Annotated in this window: 13 protein-coding genes and 1 pseudogene; 9 read left to right on the top strand and 5 right to left on the bottom strand. The window is 67.9% G+C overall.

The window, feature by feature from the left end; genetic code table 11:
* The first annotated feature begins 131 nt into the window (after nt 1-131).
* Nucleotides 132-647, top strand: a complete 516-nt coding sequence (locus ACP7AU_RS10090; RefSeq protein ID WP_426051316.1) for a GNAT family N-acetyltransferase — start codon at nt 132-134, stop codon at nt 645-647.
* An 83-nt stretch (nt 648-730) separates the two neighbouring features.
* Here ACP7AU_RS10090 and ACP7AU_RS10085 read toward each other — a convergent pair whose 3' ends face one another.
* From ACP7AU_RS10085 to ACP7AU_RS10070, 4 genes are all read right to left on the bottom strand, one after another.
* Entirely contained in the window at nt 731-3415 is a 2685-nt protein-coding gene (locus ACP7AU_RS10085; RefSeq protein ID WP_426051315.1) for a TonB-dependent receptor, read from the bottom strand.
* A 249-nt stretch (nt 3416-3664) separates the two neighbouring features.
* The gene (locus tag ACP7AU_RS10080; protein ID WP_426037579.1) at nt 3665-5107 is read right to left on the bottom strand and encodes a sigma-54-dependent transcriptional regulator; all 1443 of its coding nucleotides are present in this window, start codon (nt 5105-5107) and stop codon (nt 3665-3667) included.
* Nucleotides 5108-5230: 123 nt separating this feature from the next.
* The gene (locus ACP7AU_RS10075) at nt 5231-7024 is read right to left on the bottom strand and encodes a DUF4153 domain-containing protein (protein ID WP_426037581.1); all 1794 of its coding nucleotides are present in this window, start codon (nt 7022-7024) and stop codon (nt 5231-5233) included.
* Nucleotides 7025-7075: 51 nt separating this feature from the next.
* Nucleotides 7076-7495 carry a DUF1203 domain-containing protein gene (locus ACP7AU_RS10070; RefSeq protein WP_426051314.1) on the bottom strand — a complete coding sequence of 140 codons (420 nt, stop codon included), beginning with the start codon at nt 7493-7495 and terminating at the stop codon, nt 7076-7078.
* A gap of 221 nt (nt 7496-7716) precedes the next feature.
* On the opposite strand from ACP7AU_RS10070, the gene ACP7AU_RS10065 reads away from it, so the two are divergent.
* The 8 genes from ACP7AU_RS10065 (at nt 7717) to ACP7AU_RS10030 (ending at nt 13992) form a co-directional block, all read left to right on the top strand.
* Nucleotides 7717-9468 (top strand): M3 family oligoendopeptidase, encoded by a 1752-nt coding sequence (locus ACP7AU_RS10065; RefSeq protein WP_426051368.1) that lies wholly within the window; start codon nt 7717-7719, stop codon nt 9466-9468.
* Between the two features lie 203 nt (nt 9469-9671).
* Complete coding sequence (locus ACP7AU_RS10060) at nt 9672-9935, top strand: aa3-type cytochrome c oxidase subunit IV (protein WP_426037585.1); 264 nt, start codon at nt 9672-9674, stop codon at nt 9933-9935.
* Nucleotides 9936-10114: 179 nt separating this feature from the next.
* Nucleotides 10115-11248 carry a Re/Si-specific NAD(P)(+) transhydrogenase subunit alpha gene (locus tag ACP7AU_RS10055; protein WP_426051313.1) on the top strand — a complete coding sequence of 378 codons (1134 nt, stop codon included), beginning with the start codon at nt 10115-10117 and terminating at the stop codon, nt 11246-11248.
* Nucleotides 11245-11496 (top strand): hypothetical protein, encoded by a 252-nt coding sequence (locus tag ACP7AU_RS10050; RefSeq protein ID WP_426051312.1) that lies wholly within the window; start codon nt 11245-11247, stop codon nt 11494-11496. Before ACP7AU_RS10055 ends, ACP7AU_RS10050 begins: the two co-directional genes overlap by 4 nt.
* 1 nt (nt 11497) lies before the next feature.
* A complete protein-coding gene (locus ACP7AU_RS10045; protein WP_426037589.1) occupies nt 11498-11842 on the top strand; it encodes an NAD(P) transhydrogenase subunit alpha in 345 nt (114 codons plus the stop codon).
* A complete protein-coding gene (locus ACP7AU_RS10040; protein WP_426037591.1) occupies nt 11842-12150 on the top strand; it encodes a hypothetical protein in 309 nt (102 codons plus the stop codon). The genes ACP7AU_RS10045 and ACP7AU_RS10040 overlap by 1 nt, the downstream gene beginning before the upstream one ends.
* Nucleotides 12150-12533 carry a hypothetical protein gene (locus ACP7AU_RS10035; protein WP_426051311.1) on the top strand — a complete coding sequence of 128 codons (384 nt, stop codon included), beginning with the start codon at nt 12150-12152 and terminating at the stop codon, nt 12531-12533. The genes ACP7AU_RS10040 and ACP7AU_RS10035 overlap by 1 nt, the downstream gene beginning before the upstream one ends.
* 37 nt (nt 12534-12570) lie before the next feature.
* Nucleotides 12571-13992 carry an NAD(P)(+) transhydrogenase (Re/Si-specific) subunit beta gene (locus ACP7AU_RS10030; RefSeq protein ID WP_426051310.1) on the top strand — a complete coding sequence of 474 codons (1422 nt, stop codon included), beginning with the start codon at nt 12571-12573 and terminating at the stop codon, nt 13990-13992.
* Between the two features lie 401 nt (nt 13993-14393).
* Here ACP7AU_RS10030 and ACP7AU_RS10025 read toward each other — a convergent pair.
* A pseudogene (locus ACP7AU_RS10025) lies at nt 14394-14518 on the bottom strand (IS5/IS1182 family transposase); the annotation flags it as partial.

Below are 14518 nucleotides of genomic sequence, written 5' to 3'. Positions count from 1 at the left end.
CTGATGAGTGAGGCGTCCACCCCATCACCCACTGCAGCATTGGAAGCAGGCGATTGCGGTCCATTTTGATCCGCCGAACGATATGATCACGCGGTGGAACTTCGGGGGACCTCAGTATGGTGCAAAAACCTGTGACAGAGCCGACTCTGGTCGTGGCGGAAACCCCTGAGGATTTTGAGGCTTTTGGAAGCGTCTGCCGGGCGTATGTCGAATGGTGCCGCGAGCGTTACGCGGACATGCCCTGGTTCGTCGAAGATGTCTTCGGCTTTCAGGCTCTGGACGAAGAGCTGAAGGGGCTGGCGCAGAAATACGGGCAACCTGCCGGGCGTACCCTGCTGGTCATGGGCAGTGACGGCGTCATGGCCGGAGGGGCCTACCGGCGGCTGTCGGATACGGCTTGCGAACTCAAGCGGCTGTTCGTGACGGACGGGGCAAGAGGCTTGGGTCTGGGCAGAAAACTGTCGGACGCCCTCATCGGCGCGGCGATCGCCGATGGCTATTCCACCATACAGTTGGACACCGGCAATCGCCTCACCGAGGCGATCGCCATGTATGAATCGATGGGGTTCAAGGCCATCGAGCCTTACCACACCTATCCGGAGCGATTGGTGCCCTATCTGGTTTTCATGGAGAAGCCGCTCGATTGAGCGGCGATCAAGGTCTGCTGGCGGCGTCAGTCGAGGCCGTGCACCCCGGCCTTCGCCAGGGTGCACGGTGGAGGTGATGGCCGCTAGAACAGGATCTTGCGCAGGCTGATCGAGAAGACGCGGCCCTGTGGATCCAGGAAGTCGGGCTGGTAGTTCAGCGGGACCGTGCCGGTCGAGGAGGTCACCTCGGTGCGGCTGTCGAACAGGTTCTGGATGCCGAAGTTGAGGCGCGTGCCCTTCAGGATCGGGAATTTCTCGACCCAGCTGGTCCGCTGGGTCAGGTCGGCGAAGACGTTCAGGTTGACCGTGGTCTGGTCGCTGAAGGCCAGGTCCGAACCGCCCGCGCCGCCGTCGACACGGGTCGCCTGACGCCAGTTGGCGTTCATGAACGAGCCGAATCCGTTGCGGAACACCCCCGCCTGGACCTGGATCTCGTTGCGGGAGGTGCCGCCCCGGGCGCCGGTGGCGTCCCCGTCCAGCAGGTCCAGCTCGGGCAGGCTGTCGCGGATGCTCACCGTGTCGGTGAACCGGACCGTATGATAGATCGACAGGTTGAAACGGCCCTGGCCGGGCTGCATGCCGCCGCCGCGTCCCCCGCCCGGACGGCCGCCGCCCATCATCATCATGCCGCCGCCGCCGGCCATGCCGCCCCGTCCGCCGCCCATGGCCGCCGGCGGAGTGGGCGTGCCGAAGGCGCGCGAGACGTTGAAGCCGGTGCGAAGCTCGGCCCGCTCGGTGCGGGCGAAGTTCAGCGGCCGGGCGTCCAGTGCGATCAGATTGCCCGTGGCGTCGCGGGTAAACCGCTCCGGCAGGGCCGCCTCGAGGTCGGCCGTGATCGTTGGGAAGGCGATGATCGCGTCGTTGACGATCGTGCGGGTGTAGTTGGAGCTGACGGAGAAGTCCTGCTCGGACCAGGGCCGGAAGTTCACTCCGAGGGCGAGGACCTGACGATCCTCGGGGCTGAGGTTCGCATTTCCGCCGCTGACGCGGGTGATCTGGACCGTCCGGCCGGTGCGGAAGTCGAACACCGAACTGTTGGGCGTCGAGATGGTCGGATCGTTGAGCTGCTGGATCGTCGGAGCGCCCTCTTCATCCTTGTAGCTGGCGCTCAGGGACAGGGCTTCGATCGGCGACCAGCTCGCCCCGGCGCCCAGGGTGACGAGGCCGCCGATGTCGGAGGCCTCGTCATAGCCGGCGTTGGCCGTGACCGAGAGGTCGCCGAGCCCGGCGAGAATTTCGCGGCTGCGGCTGGCGATCGGCAAGGAGAAGTTGACCGTGCCATAGGCGCGGTCGCGGCCGATGGCGCGCTCCGAGAACACGCCGGAGAGGGTGCTTTCCGAGTTCAGGTCGCGGGTGTCGAAACCGACCTTCCAGGTGGAATAGAAGCCTCCGGCGGGCGCCTGAAGGAGGTTGCCCATGAACACGGCTTCGAGATTGCCGCCGCTGGCGACCGAGTTGGCCGAGTCGACGAGGCGGCCGAAGCTGGACGGCGACAGGGCGCCGAAGGGGTTCAGCGTGCCGCCAGTGACGGAGGCTTGCGCCGCCGTGGCGCTGAGGCCGCGGCCGGTCGTGGTCTCGGTTTCGACCCGGTCGTAGGCGCCCGCCAGGGTCCAGCGCCAGTTGTCGCCGATGAAGCCGTCGAGCAGCAGGCCCAGGTTGGCGGTCGAGATGTCCGTGTCGCGGGTCAGGGCGCCGGCGTCGCCGATGAACCGGTAGACGGCGACGTCGCGGCTGAAGGGCGAGCCGTTGCGGCCGGCCGGGGCGATCAGGGTCACCCCCGGGAGTCCGCCGTAGGAGAAGCTCGAGGCCTCGACCAGGTTGAGACTGACTGTGCCCTTGGTCGTCGAGTTGAGGTCGCGCGCGAGCGAGGCGTTGAGCGTCGTCGTGTCGCCGCGCGGGACGAGGGTGCGATAGTCGCTGAGATTTCCGGTGCGCGGAGCGTTCGCTCCGGCGGCGAATTGGGCGAGCGTCGGACTGGCGACGCCGGGGTTGGCCGCGACGACGGCCGCCAGGGCCGGGTCAATCGGGGTCCCGTAGGGGATGCCGGCGACGTTGCCGATCAGGTCGAAGGGCTGGGAGCCCGGTTCGCGGGTGATGTCGCGTTCGCTCTCGAACAGGGCTGTGTCGTGCTGGCGCTCCAGGCTGACGTTGATGCGGGTGCCGTCGATGATGCTGAAATAGCTGGTTTCGGCTTCGGTCGAGGTGCGGCCGCCCTGGGTCGGTGCCCGGTTGGACAGTTCGGCCGTCGCCTGGCGGAACTGGGCCTTCAGGACGATGTTCACGACCCGCTGATCCGCCGTGTAGCCGTAGGTCAGGGCGACCTGTTCCGGCAGGATCTCGGTGCGTTCGATGGCCTCGAACGGGATGTTGCGGATCTCCTGGAAGCCGGAGGTGCGGCGACCGTTCAGCAGGACGACGGGGCCGCCGGAACCGCGCGAGCTGCGGGTCAGGGGCTCCAGCGCTGTCAGCAGCTCGGCAATGTTGGAGGCGCCATAGGCGCGCAGTTGTTCGGCATCCAGGACGAGATCGGGCGGGACGTCGCCCTGGACGCCGCCGCGCAGGCGGGTTCCATCGACCACGACGTCGTCGACCACGTCGGCGTCTCCGGCGGGCGCGCCTGTCGGGAGGTCCCCCTGATCGTCATCCTGAGTCGCCGGAGGTGTCGTCTGGGGCGTGGCCTGCGCGGGGGGAACGGTCGTCTGCGGCGGGGGCGCGGTCTGGATGGCGCCCGAGGCGAGGGCATAGAGCAGGGCGGCGGCGATGGTCATTCAACAATCCGAACGAGGCGTGGGGAAACGCCCGTCGGGAGGCGAACGCGCAGCGCTGCGATCAATCCGACGGCCTAGTTATACGGGTCAGTCATCATGATCCGTCGCGGCGGCAATGTGGCGCTTTGTTGCAGCCCTGCGTCGAGAGGGAAAACTGTGGTTTTCGGGCCGCATTCGGCCCTTCCTCCACTCCGCTGCGCTCCGAGTCTCCTCCCCATCGCTACGCGGCGGGGAGGAGACGATCGAAGACTATCCCGCCTCTTTCAGCGCACCCTCCAGCCCCTGCTCGCGGACCTTGCGGTAGAGGGTCGAGCGGCCGATGCCGAGGCGGCGGGCGATCTCCGACATATGGCCGGCATAGACCTCGATGGCGTGCTGGATCAGGTCGCGTTCGATGTCCTCCAGCGTGCGCAGGTGGCCGCGCTCGTCGAGGATCCTGATCGGCTGGTCCGGAAGGGGCGGCAGGTCGGCGTAGTTCATGATCGCGGCCGACGGCGCCTCGGCCTCCAGCGGCATGGCGACGCCCGAGATGGCCGGGAAGTCGTGCGGTTGGAGGAAGGGGGCGTCGGCCAGGACGATGGCGCGATAGATGGTGTTCTCCAGCTGGCGCACATTGCCGGGCCAGTCGAAGGCGGTCAGCAGGGCCAGGGTCTCGGGCGCGACCCCGGCGATCCGCTTGCCCTCCTCGACGTTGAAGCGGCCGATGAAGTGGTCGATCAGGGCCGGGACGTCCTCGCGGCGTTCGCGCAGGGACGGGGCCTCGATCGGGAAGACGTTGAGGCGATAGAACAGGTCCTCGCGGAACCGGCCCTCGGCCACGGCCGTCGACAGGTCGCGGTTGGTGGCGGAGACGATGCGGACATCGACCTTGACCGCACGCTTGGCGCCGACGGGGTCGATCTCGCCTTCCTGGAGGGCGCGCAGCAGCTTGACCTGCATGTCGAGCGGCAGTTCGCCGATCTCGTCCAGGAACAGGGTGCCGCCGTTGGCCTCCATGAACTTGCCGAGGTGTTTGTCAGAGGCGCCGGTGAACGCGCCCTTCTCGTGGCCGAACAGGATGGACTCGACCAGGTTGGCGGGCAGGGCGCCGCAGTTGACCGCGACGAAGGGCTTGCCGGCACGGTCACTGGCGCCGTGCAGGGCGCGGGCGATAACCTCCTTGCCGACGCCGCTCTCGCCGGTGATCAGGACCGGGATCGACGACTTGGCGGCGCGGGCGCCGAGCTGTTTCACCATCTGCATCGGGCGGCTGTCGCCCACGAGGTCGGCGAAGGTGACGCGGCCGGCGACGTGTTTCTTCAGACGGCCGACCTCGGCGGTCAGCTGGGTCAGCTGAAGCGCGTTGCGGATGCCGACCAGGATGCGTTCCGGGCTGGCGGGCTTGATGAAGAAGTCCTGGGCGCCGGCCTGCATGGCCTTGACCACGGTCTCGATGCCGCCGTTGGCGGTCAGGACGATGACGGGGGTGGTGACACCGGCGGTGCGGATCTCGGCCAGGGCCTCCATGCCGCTCATGCCCGGCATGACGAGGTCCAGCAGGACGATGTCGGCGCCGCCGCCCTTGGTCAGGCGGTCGATGGCCTCGCCGCCGGATTCGGCGTGGACGACGATATAGCCCTCCCGATCCAGAACCGCCTGGACGAGGCGGCGCTGGGTCGGATCGTCGTCGACCACCAGAACGGTCTTGGCCATGTGCGGGCGCCCTTTGTCATCACCGATGGGGTGTCGCGTTCGAGGTGCGCGACTGACCCGTTTCGGGACGGTTTTAGGCCCGATGCGGTGAAGATCGGGTGAGAGGGCGTGGTGTGCGGTGGGTTAACGGGCGGGCGGGCAGGCGAATGGGGCGGCGGGCGACAGGGCCGACTGACGCTCCCCGCCGGTGTCTAGGTCGGGCAGAGTGTCGCTGTCGCCGGCCTTGAGCTTGCCCTGACGCAGCAGGTCGCGCGCGTCCGTGGTCGCCGTCTCGTCGCCGCACCGCACCGGGACGTAGGTTCCGAGCGGGATATAGGTGCCGAACTCGGCGTCCTCGCCATAGATCGTGACCCGGTAGGACTGGGCCAGCAGGACGGTGTTCGGCTGGAAGCCGATGGGCTCGCCGACCGTGGCCAGGCAGTCGCCCTCGGCCCGGCACTCGCGACGGGCGTCGTCGTCGGTAACCGGCTGGAAGAAGACCTCGGGCAGGGCGGGGGCGCCGGGGAGGGTGGCGATCGTCGGCTTGAAGTCCTCATCAGCGGCAGCGTCGGCGACGGGAAAGATGTCGGCCTGGGCTTGCCGGGCGCGCTCAGCGACGTCGGCGTCATCCGAGCCGGCGAGACGGGCGAGGGCGGCGCGGCCAGTCTTGCCGCTGCTGTTCTGGAGGAAGGCGTAGTCGAACTTGTCCGGCGCGACCTTGCCGTTTTCCAGACGGGCGACCTGGTCGGCGACGGACAGGCGGGCGGGATCGGCCAGCGGCGTGAACAGGGCGAGGATGACGGCGACCACTAGGACGGCGGTGACGATATTGGTCAGCTCCAGCGCCTTCATCCACGGCGAGCCCTTGCGGACGAAGGGGACCAGGGCGCCGAGGCCGTAGCCGATCGCGTAGGCGGCGCCGACGAGGGCGCAGGCGACGGCGATGATCCTGTCGGGCGTCAGGCCGTGCTGGCCTATGCGCAGGCTGAGGCCCCAGAAGGCGATCAGGACCAGGGGCGTCAGCAGGACCGAGGCGACGCGGACGGCCACGCGCAGCACGGCGGGCGGCAGGTTCTCGGCGCGGCCGTCCTGATAGGCGGCGTTGATGAGGATGATCAGGCCGCCCGCCGCCGAAAGGACCAAGGCGGTGGCGCTGCCGGTCTCCCACAGACCGTCGAGACCGGTGAAGGGCAGGGCGGCGAGGAAGCCTCCGACCAGGACGGTCAGGACCAGCAGCAGCCAGGACAGCAGCATCAGGGCGACGGTGCGCACGCCCCGGATCAGGCCGTCGCGAACGTCGGTCAGATGGACGGCCGTGGCGAAGGCGAGGCCGGTCAGGGGCAGGGAGAACCAGCCCTCCTCGATCAGGTCGCCGAGGAAGCTGAGGCCGATAATGTTGAACAGGGCGGCGCCGAGGAACAGCAGCAGCCAGAAGGCGCCGGCGAAGGCGATCGACAGCACCAGCTGCACCCCCGCCATCCAGGCAGCGTCGAAATAGGCGGGGAAGGAGGCGATCGGCTTCCGCTCGCGATCGGCCGGGACGATCAGATGATGGGCGATGAACAGGGCCGCCGCCGAGAAGGCGAACAGGGGGAAAGTCATCTGGCGGCCGACGTCGCCCGCCTGACGCGCCACGTCGTGCCAGGCGAGGAATGCCAGGGCCGCCGCCGCGACGACGCCCCAGATCGCCAGGGTGGGCCAGCGCAGGCGCCCGACGCCGGCCAGCAGGGGCGGCGGCAGGAAGAGGGCGACCAGGACCAGGGGGCCGAAGGTCTCGGGGAAGCGCGAGGACCAGGTCGCGCCCTCGCCCTCGGAGGCGCGGACCAGCAGATAGAGGGCGATCCCCTGCGCCAGACCGATGGCCAGCCGGACCAGTCCGACGAGGCGGTCGCTCTGGCCCAGGTCGCTGCGGCCGGCGGTGTCTGTCTGGTCGGTCATGTCGTGTCTCCCCCGGGCTTGACCATGAACCGGGGTGAGGCGTCGGGGAAGCTACGTTTCCTGACGGACGGCGCGAGCCAGGTAGCAGCCGCGTGGGGCGAAATGGATGTGAGCCTGTTCGACCGCCGGGTTCGCGAACCACTGCGCCAACGTGTCGTCGAGGTCGGCGCCGTCGATGACCTGACCCTCGATCATCATGTTGCGCCGGTCGTAGACCCGCAGGGACAGGGGGCGTTTGCGCAGCATCTCGGGCGCCTCGGCCGCCGGTTCGGCCCTGACGGCGGCCTCGCGCACGAAGATCGGGCCCGAGGCGCGATAAGGCGAGGCGGGATCGGTCAGGTGGGCGTGGTTGACGAGCACGAGGGCCTCGCCCGCGTCGGCGTCCTGGAGGCTGACGCGGCAGGGGGCGCGGCCGGGGGCGTCGGCGACCCAGCGGCGGGCGCCGACCTCGGCCAGTTCAGCGTCGGTCATTGCGAAATAGGCGGTGAAGGACTCCAGCGGCAGGGCTTCGATGCGTTAGGTCATGGGTGTCTCTCCGTGTTCGCCGGGAGAGATGCGACGAACCGCGCGGGACGTCTGGCGGGTTTCGGCCGTTGCGCCACGGCCTCGGCGACCCCACAACGAAGGGCATGAACGCGCCCTTCAAAGCCCCGCCCCATCCCGTCGATCCCGCCGAACCGCCTCTCTGGGACCTGTCCGATCTCTATGCGTCGCGCGAGGACGCGCGGATCGCCGCCGATCTGGAGGCGGCGCGGAAGGCAGTCGCGGCGCTGAACGAGCTGCAGGGCCGGTTCGTCGGCGCGCGCGCCGATGCGAAAGCGCTGGGCGCGAGGCTGGACAGGGCCATCACCCTATACGAACAGGCCTCGGAAAAGCTCGGCGCCCTGGGCGCCTATGCCTTCCTGGCGGCCTCGACCAACCGGGCCGATGCGGGCGCGCAGGGGTTCGAGGCGGATCTGCGCGAGAAGATCACCGCCATCGCCACCCCGACCGTCTGGCTGACGCTGGAGATCAACCAGCTGGAGGAGGCCGAGATCGAGGCGGCGCTGGCGGCTGATGATGGCGCAGCGAAGTGGAAGCCGTGGCTGCGGCGGGTGCGGGCGATGAAGCCGCACGAGCTGTCTGGCGAACTGGAGACCTTCATCGCCGAGCGAATGCCGATCGCGGCGCAATGGCCCCGGCTGTTCGACGAGACGTGTGCGGCGCTGAGGGTCGAGAGCGGCAAGGAGAGCCTGACCCTGGCCGAGGCGCTGAACCAGCTGTCCGACCCCAGGCCGGCGAAGCGACGTTCGGCGGCCGAGGGCCTGAACACGGCGCTGGCGGCGCGGACCTCGACGCTCGCCCTCGTGCTGAATACCGTCGCGGCCGACAAGGCGATGGAGGACCGCTGGCGCGGGTTCAAACGCCCCGCCGACAGCCGCCACCTGGCCAATGAGGTCGACGGCGAGTCCGTAGACGCGATGGCCGATGCGGTCGCCGCCGCCTATCCGAAACTGTCGCATCGCTACTATGCGCTGAAGGCCAGGGCGTTGGGCAAGGCGAAGCTGGACCAGTGGGATCGCAACGCACCGCTGGAGACGACGGCGCCGCGCGGGTTCGACTGGACCCAGGGGCGGGAGCTGGTGCTGGAAAGCTTTGGCGATCTGGGCGGGGAGTTCGCGCAGGCGGCCGGGCGGTTCTTCGACAAGCCCTGGATCGATGGACGCGCGCGGGCCGGGAAACAGTCGGGCGCCTATGCCCACCCCGTGACGGCCGACCGCCACCCCTATGTCTTCCTGAACTGGATGGGCGAGCGCCGCGACGTCCTGACCCTGGCGCACGAACTGGGGCACGGGGTGCACCAGACCCTGGCGGCCGAGAAGGGGACGCTGCTGGCCGATACGCCTCTGACGCTGGCCGAGACAGCGTCGATCTTCGCCGAGGGGCTGACCTTCGACCGGTTGCTGGCGACGGCCCCGAAGGCCGAGCAGCGCGGCCTGCTGGCCGGGCGGATCGAGGACGGGCTGAACACCGTGGTACGCCAGATCGCCTTCCACCGCTTCGAGACCCGGTTCCACGACGAGCGGGCGAAGGGCGAGGTCTCCGCCGACCGGCTGGGCGAGTTGTTCCTTCAGGAAATGGGGGCCTCGCTCGGCCCGGCGGTGACGCTGAACCCCGGCTACGAAGCCTGGTGGAGCTATGTCAGCCACTTCGTCCACTCGCCTTTCTATGTGTACGCCTATGCGTTCGGCGACCTGCTGGTGGCGGCCTTGATGGAGACGCGGCGGGCTGACCCCGATGGGTTCGCGCCGCTTTATCGCGGCCTGCTCGCGGCCGGAGGGACGAAGACCTATGTCGAGGCGCTGGAGCCGTTCGGCCTCAATCCGCGCGACCCGTCCTTCTGGACCATCGGCACGAAACGGCTGGAACGACTGATCGATCAGTTCGAGGCGCTGGGCTCCTGATCCTCCCCCGTCGGGGGAGGTGGCTCGAAGCGCAGCGGTGGAGGGGGCAAGCCTCAGACACCGGTTTCGCGGCAGGCCCCCTCCGTCACTCCGCTTCGCTTCATGCCACCTCCCCGGTGGGGGAGGATTTGTTCCTGCACCTTGAGCCAACGCCCCGCATCGCTATAAGAGCGCGCAATCGCCTCTCCGACGGACGCAGACTCATGGCCGACCATCATTCCCCGACCGAACACGCCGATCACGACGCGGATGCCTATGTCCACGGCAAGATGACGGTCGAGGAGCAGACCGCGACCTACGGCCTGTTCATGACCCTCGCCAAGTGGGGTTCTCTGGTCATCGCCGCGGTGCTGCTGTTCCTGACCCTATGGTTCCAGCCGGGCGGCAGCTTCATCGCCGGCGCCCTCGGCGGCGGGGTTCTGGCCGTGGCCGGCTTCGTCTTCCTGAAGGGCGGCAAGAGCCACTAACTCTTAAGGGCGCTATCGCTCGCCGCGCGGCGGCTCCCTGCTTGAGCGCGGGTCGGCTCGTGCGCGTGCCGGCGTGGATCACGCGCTGTTCTGATTGAACCTTGCCGACTTTCCGCCTTTGACGCATCCGTATCCCAGCGCCTAACGTTCGCCGATCCAGTCTGGATGGGGAGATTCGTTTGGCCGTCGCCATCGCCGTGACCCGGGAACGCCGTGAGGGCGAGACCCGCTGCGCCGTCACTCCCGAGACCGTGAACAAGTTCACCGCCCTGGGCGCGACCGTGACGGTCGAGGCCGGGACCGGCCTGGGCTCGTCCATTCCCGACAGCGAGTATGTTGCGGCCGGCGCCACGGTGAAGCCGGACACCCGCGCGACGCTGGACGGCGCCGATCTGGTGCTGAAGGTGCGTGGCCCGACGGCGCAGGAGATCAGCGCCATGAAGCCGGGCGCGGTCGTCGTCGCCCTGCTGGACGCGTATCGCGAGAAGGACACGGTCGCGGCCATGGCGGGCGCCAATGTCACCGCTTTCGCCATGGAGTTCGTGCCCCGGATCACCCGGGCCCAGGTGATGGACGCCCTGTCGTCCCAGGCCAACCTGGCCGGCTATCGGGCCGTGATCGAGGGGGCCTATGCCTATGGCAAGGGCTTCCCGATGATGATGACGGCGGCCGGCACGGTCGCCCCGGCCAAGGTCTTCATCATGGGCGTCGGCGTCGCGGGCCTGCAGGCCATCGCCACGGCCCGGCGTCTGGGCGCGGTGGTCACGGCCACAGACGTGCGCCCGGCGACCAAGGAACAGGTCGAATCTCTGGGAGCGAAGTTCCTCGCCGTCGAGGATGAGGAGTTCAAGAACGCCCAGACGGCCGGCGGCTATGCCAAGCCGATGTCGCCCGAGTATCAGGCCAAACAGGCGGCCTTGACCGGCGAACACATCAGGAAGCAGGACATCGTCATCACCACCGCCCTGATCCCCGGCCGCGCGGCGCCGGTTCTGGTCAGCGCCGAACAGGTGGCCTCGATGAAGCCCGGCAGCGTGCTGATCGACCTGGCCGTCGAGGCGGGCGGCAATGTCGCGGGCTCGAAGCCGGGCGAGGTCGTGATGACGGCGAACGGCGTGAGCATCGTCGGCTACACCAACCTGCCGGGACGGATCCCGTCGGATGCGTCGAGCCTGTACGCCAAGAACCTCGTCGCCTTCGCCGGATTGCTGATCAAGGACGGCGCGCTGACGGTCGATCTTGAGGACGAGATCCTGAAGGCGTCGGTGGTCACGAATGGCGGCGCGATTGTGCACGAGGGGGTGCGGGGGTGAACGGCTTCCTGAAGGGTTTTCTCAAACTGATTGCCAATCGGGCTCTGGTGCTGGGGCCGGTCTTGGCGGTTCTCATGCTGCTGGGCGGCGCGATCGGTTCTTTCGGAAACTACGGTTGGGCGACGCAGGCCGGGCTGGGCGTCGGCATGGCTCTCTACCTCCTCTTCTGGAGCTTGCTGATCGGCGGCGTCCTTCGCCTGCTCCTCAGCATCGACGACCGGCTGGAACGACTGGAAGGAAATCGCTGATATGGAACACGTTGATCCCACCGTCTTTCGCCTGGCTATCTTCGTGCTGGCGATCTTCGTCGGCTACTATGTCGTCTGGTCGGTGACGCCGGCCCTGCACACGCCGCTGATGGCCGTGACCAACGCCATCTCCAGCGTCATCATCGTCGGCGGCCTGATCGCGGCGGCGGCCGTGTCGGGCGAGGCGACCGGCCCCAACGCCTGGATCGCCAAGGGCGCCGGCGTCGCGGCGGTGACCCTGGCCAGCGTCAACATCTTCGGCGGCTTCATGGTCACCCGGCGGATGCTGGCCATGTACAAGAAGAAGGAACGGCCCGCGAAACCCGCTGAGACGGCCAAGGCCTGATGTCCTTCGACGCGCTGAATCTCGCACCCGACAGCATCGCCTGGACCGGCTCGTGGATCGCCACGGGCATCGGCCTGGGCATGTGGGTGTGGAGCTGGGTCGGCGAGAAGAGCCCGATCCAGAAGCTGCGACTGCGCGACTGCGGCGTGGTGCTGCTGTTCTCGGGCATCCTGGCGCGGATCGTGGTGCAGGACCGGCCGATGATGGCCGTGGACTGGGCCATGGTCTTCCTGGGGCCCCTGTTCATCGCCGCCGCCCTGTGGCGACTGGCGCGGACGGCGGCGGGTGTCGGGACGGACCCCCGGTGATGCGCGGGTTTGTCGGTCTCCTGATCCTGATCGTCCTGTCGGGCGCGTCCATCGCCTCGGCCCAGACCCATGTCGGTCCGAATGTCGAGGGCGGCCTGCACTGGTCGGTGGCGGCGCCCCAGGGCGCCAGCTGGTCGCTGGTCTGCCGGTTCGCACCGGTGACCTATGAGGCCAGCCAGTGGGACCAGCGCCACTGGACCAACAAGATCGCGACGACCGGAACGGGCGCGGCCCGGGGTCGTCTGCCGCATCAGGACGGACGCTGCACCGTGACCAAGACCGGCGGGCCGGGACCGGTCGCCATCGCCATGGTCAAGGATGGTGCGGTCCAGTCTGACGCCACCAACGATACGGCCCATCCGGCTGCGGTGGGCTTCCTGTGATGACACGACTGAAGAAGACGATTTCGGGGGAAACGACATGAACGCATCCATCGCGGCGCTGGCCTATCTGGCGTCCGGCGTCCTGTTCATCCTGTCGCTGCGAGGCCTGTCGAGCCCGGAGACCAGCCGTCAGGGCAATACCTTCGGCATGATCGGCATGGGGCTGGCGGTCGGCATCACCCTGCTGACGCTGGGGACATCGGGCGCGCTCGATCCGGTGACCCTGGCGCTGCTGGCCGGGGGCGTGATCGTGGGCGGCGGCGGCGGGGCGCTGATCGCAAAACGCGTCGCCATGACCGACATGCCGCAGCTGGTCGCGGCCTTCCACAGCCTCGTCGGCATGGCCGCCTGTCTGGTCGCCATCGGAGCCGTCTATGCGCCCGAGGCCTTCGGCATCCTCTCGGCCGACGGGACGGGCATCAAGACCATCTCGATCATCGAACTGAGCCTGGGCGTCGCCATCGGCGCCATCACCTTCACCGGCTCGGTGATCGCCTTCGCCAAGCTGAATGGCAATATGTCGGGCGCGCCGATCATCCTGCCGGCGCGGCACCTGATCAACATCGGTCTGGCCCTGGGTCTGGTCTTCCTGATCGGCATCCTGATCGGGACCGGCGGCACGGCGGTCTGGGCCTTCTGGGGCGTGTTCGCCATCGCCCTGATCCTCGGCGCGACCCTGATCATCCCCATCGGCGGGGCCGATATGCCTGTCGTGGTGTCGATGCTGAACTCCTATTCCGGCTGGGCGGCGGCGGCCCTGGGCTTCACCCTCGAGAACATCGCCCTGATCATCACCGGCGCGCTCGTGGGCTCATCGGGCGCGATCCTCAGCTACATCATGTGCAAGGCGATGAACCGCAGCTTCATCAGCGTGATCCTGGGCGGCTTCGGCGGCGACACGGGTCCGGCGGGCGCAGCGGGAGCTGCGGAAACCCGCCCCGTCAAACAGGGCTCGGCCGAAGACGCCGCCTTCATCCTCAAGAACGCCTCCAAGGTCATCATCGTCCCCGGCTACGGCATGGCCGTGGCCCAGGCCCAGCACGCCCTGCGCGAGATGGCCGACAAGCTGAAGGAGGAAGGCGTCGAGGTGAAATACGCCATCCACCCCGTCGCCGGCCGCATGCCCGGCCACATGAACGTCCTGCTGGCCGAGGCCAACGTCCCCTATGACGAGGTGTTCGAGCTGGAGGACATCAACGCCGAGTTCGCCACCGCCGACGTCGCCTTCGTCATCGGCGCCAACGACGTGACCAACCCGGCCGCCAAGACCGACCCGACCTCGGCCATCTACGGTATGCCGATCCTGGACGTGGAGAAGGCGGGCACCGTCCTGTTCATCAAGCGCGGCATGGCGGCGGGCTATGCCGGGGTCGAGAACGAACTGTTCTTCCGCGACAATACGATGATGCTGTTCGCCGACGCCAAGAAGATGGTCGAGGGGATCGTGAAGGGGCTGTGATCTACGAAAGCGCTCCTTGGAAGCGCGACCTGCTTAGAGATGCTGAGCTGATCGATCGGTGGCGCAAAAAGCCGAGTTCGACGAGGCGTTCGACTCTGCTCGAGAAGAGAATCTTCGTTAGCGCATTCGCCGTTCGCAAGCTGATCGAGGCGCGGCGCCTCTCGACGAGTTTCGCGGGACGGAGCGTTGAAGCGCGATTTCTTCCCGCTCGCGGCCGAGCGGCCAATCGCTTGAATAACCATCATTTTGATCGGCAGTATCGCTTGGACTCAGGCGAACATAAGAACTTGTCTGCGGCGCGACTGATCGATCTCATCATCCACAGCTTCACCTTTGTCGAATGTGTGAATGAGACGGACGAGTTTGAAGGCTTCCTCATCACGTCCGACCAGACGAGGAAGCTAGGCGGTGTGGACAAAGTGTCTGATCCACAGTCGGATGGATGCGACGACGACGAAGCCGAGGAAGCTGTCGGCGGTCTTGTCGTATCGGGTAGCCAGTCGTCGGCTGTGTTTGAGCTTTGAGA

The sequence above is a fragment of the Brevundimonas sp. SL161 genome (genome assembly GCF_049896985.1).
Lineage (GTDB): Bacteria > Pseudomonadota > Alphaproteobacteria > Caulobacterales > Caulobacteraceae > Brevundimonas.
Note: the sequence above shows the minus strand (reverse complement) of the source record. Positions and strands in the feature narration are given on the sequence as shown.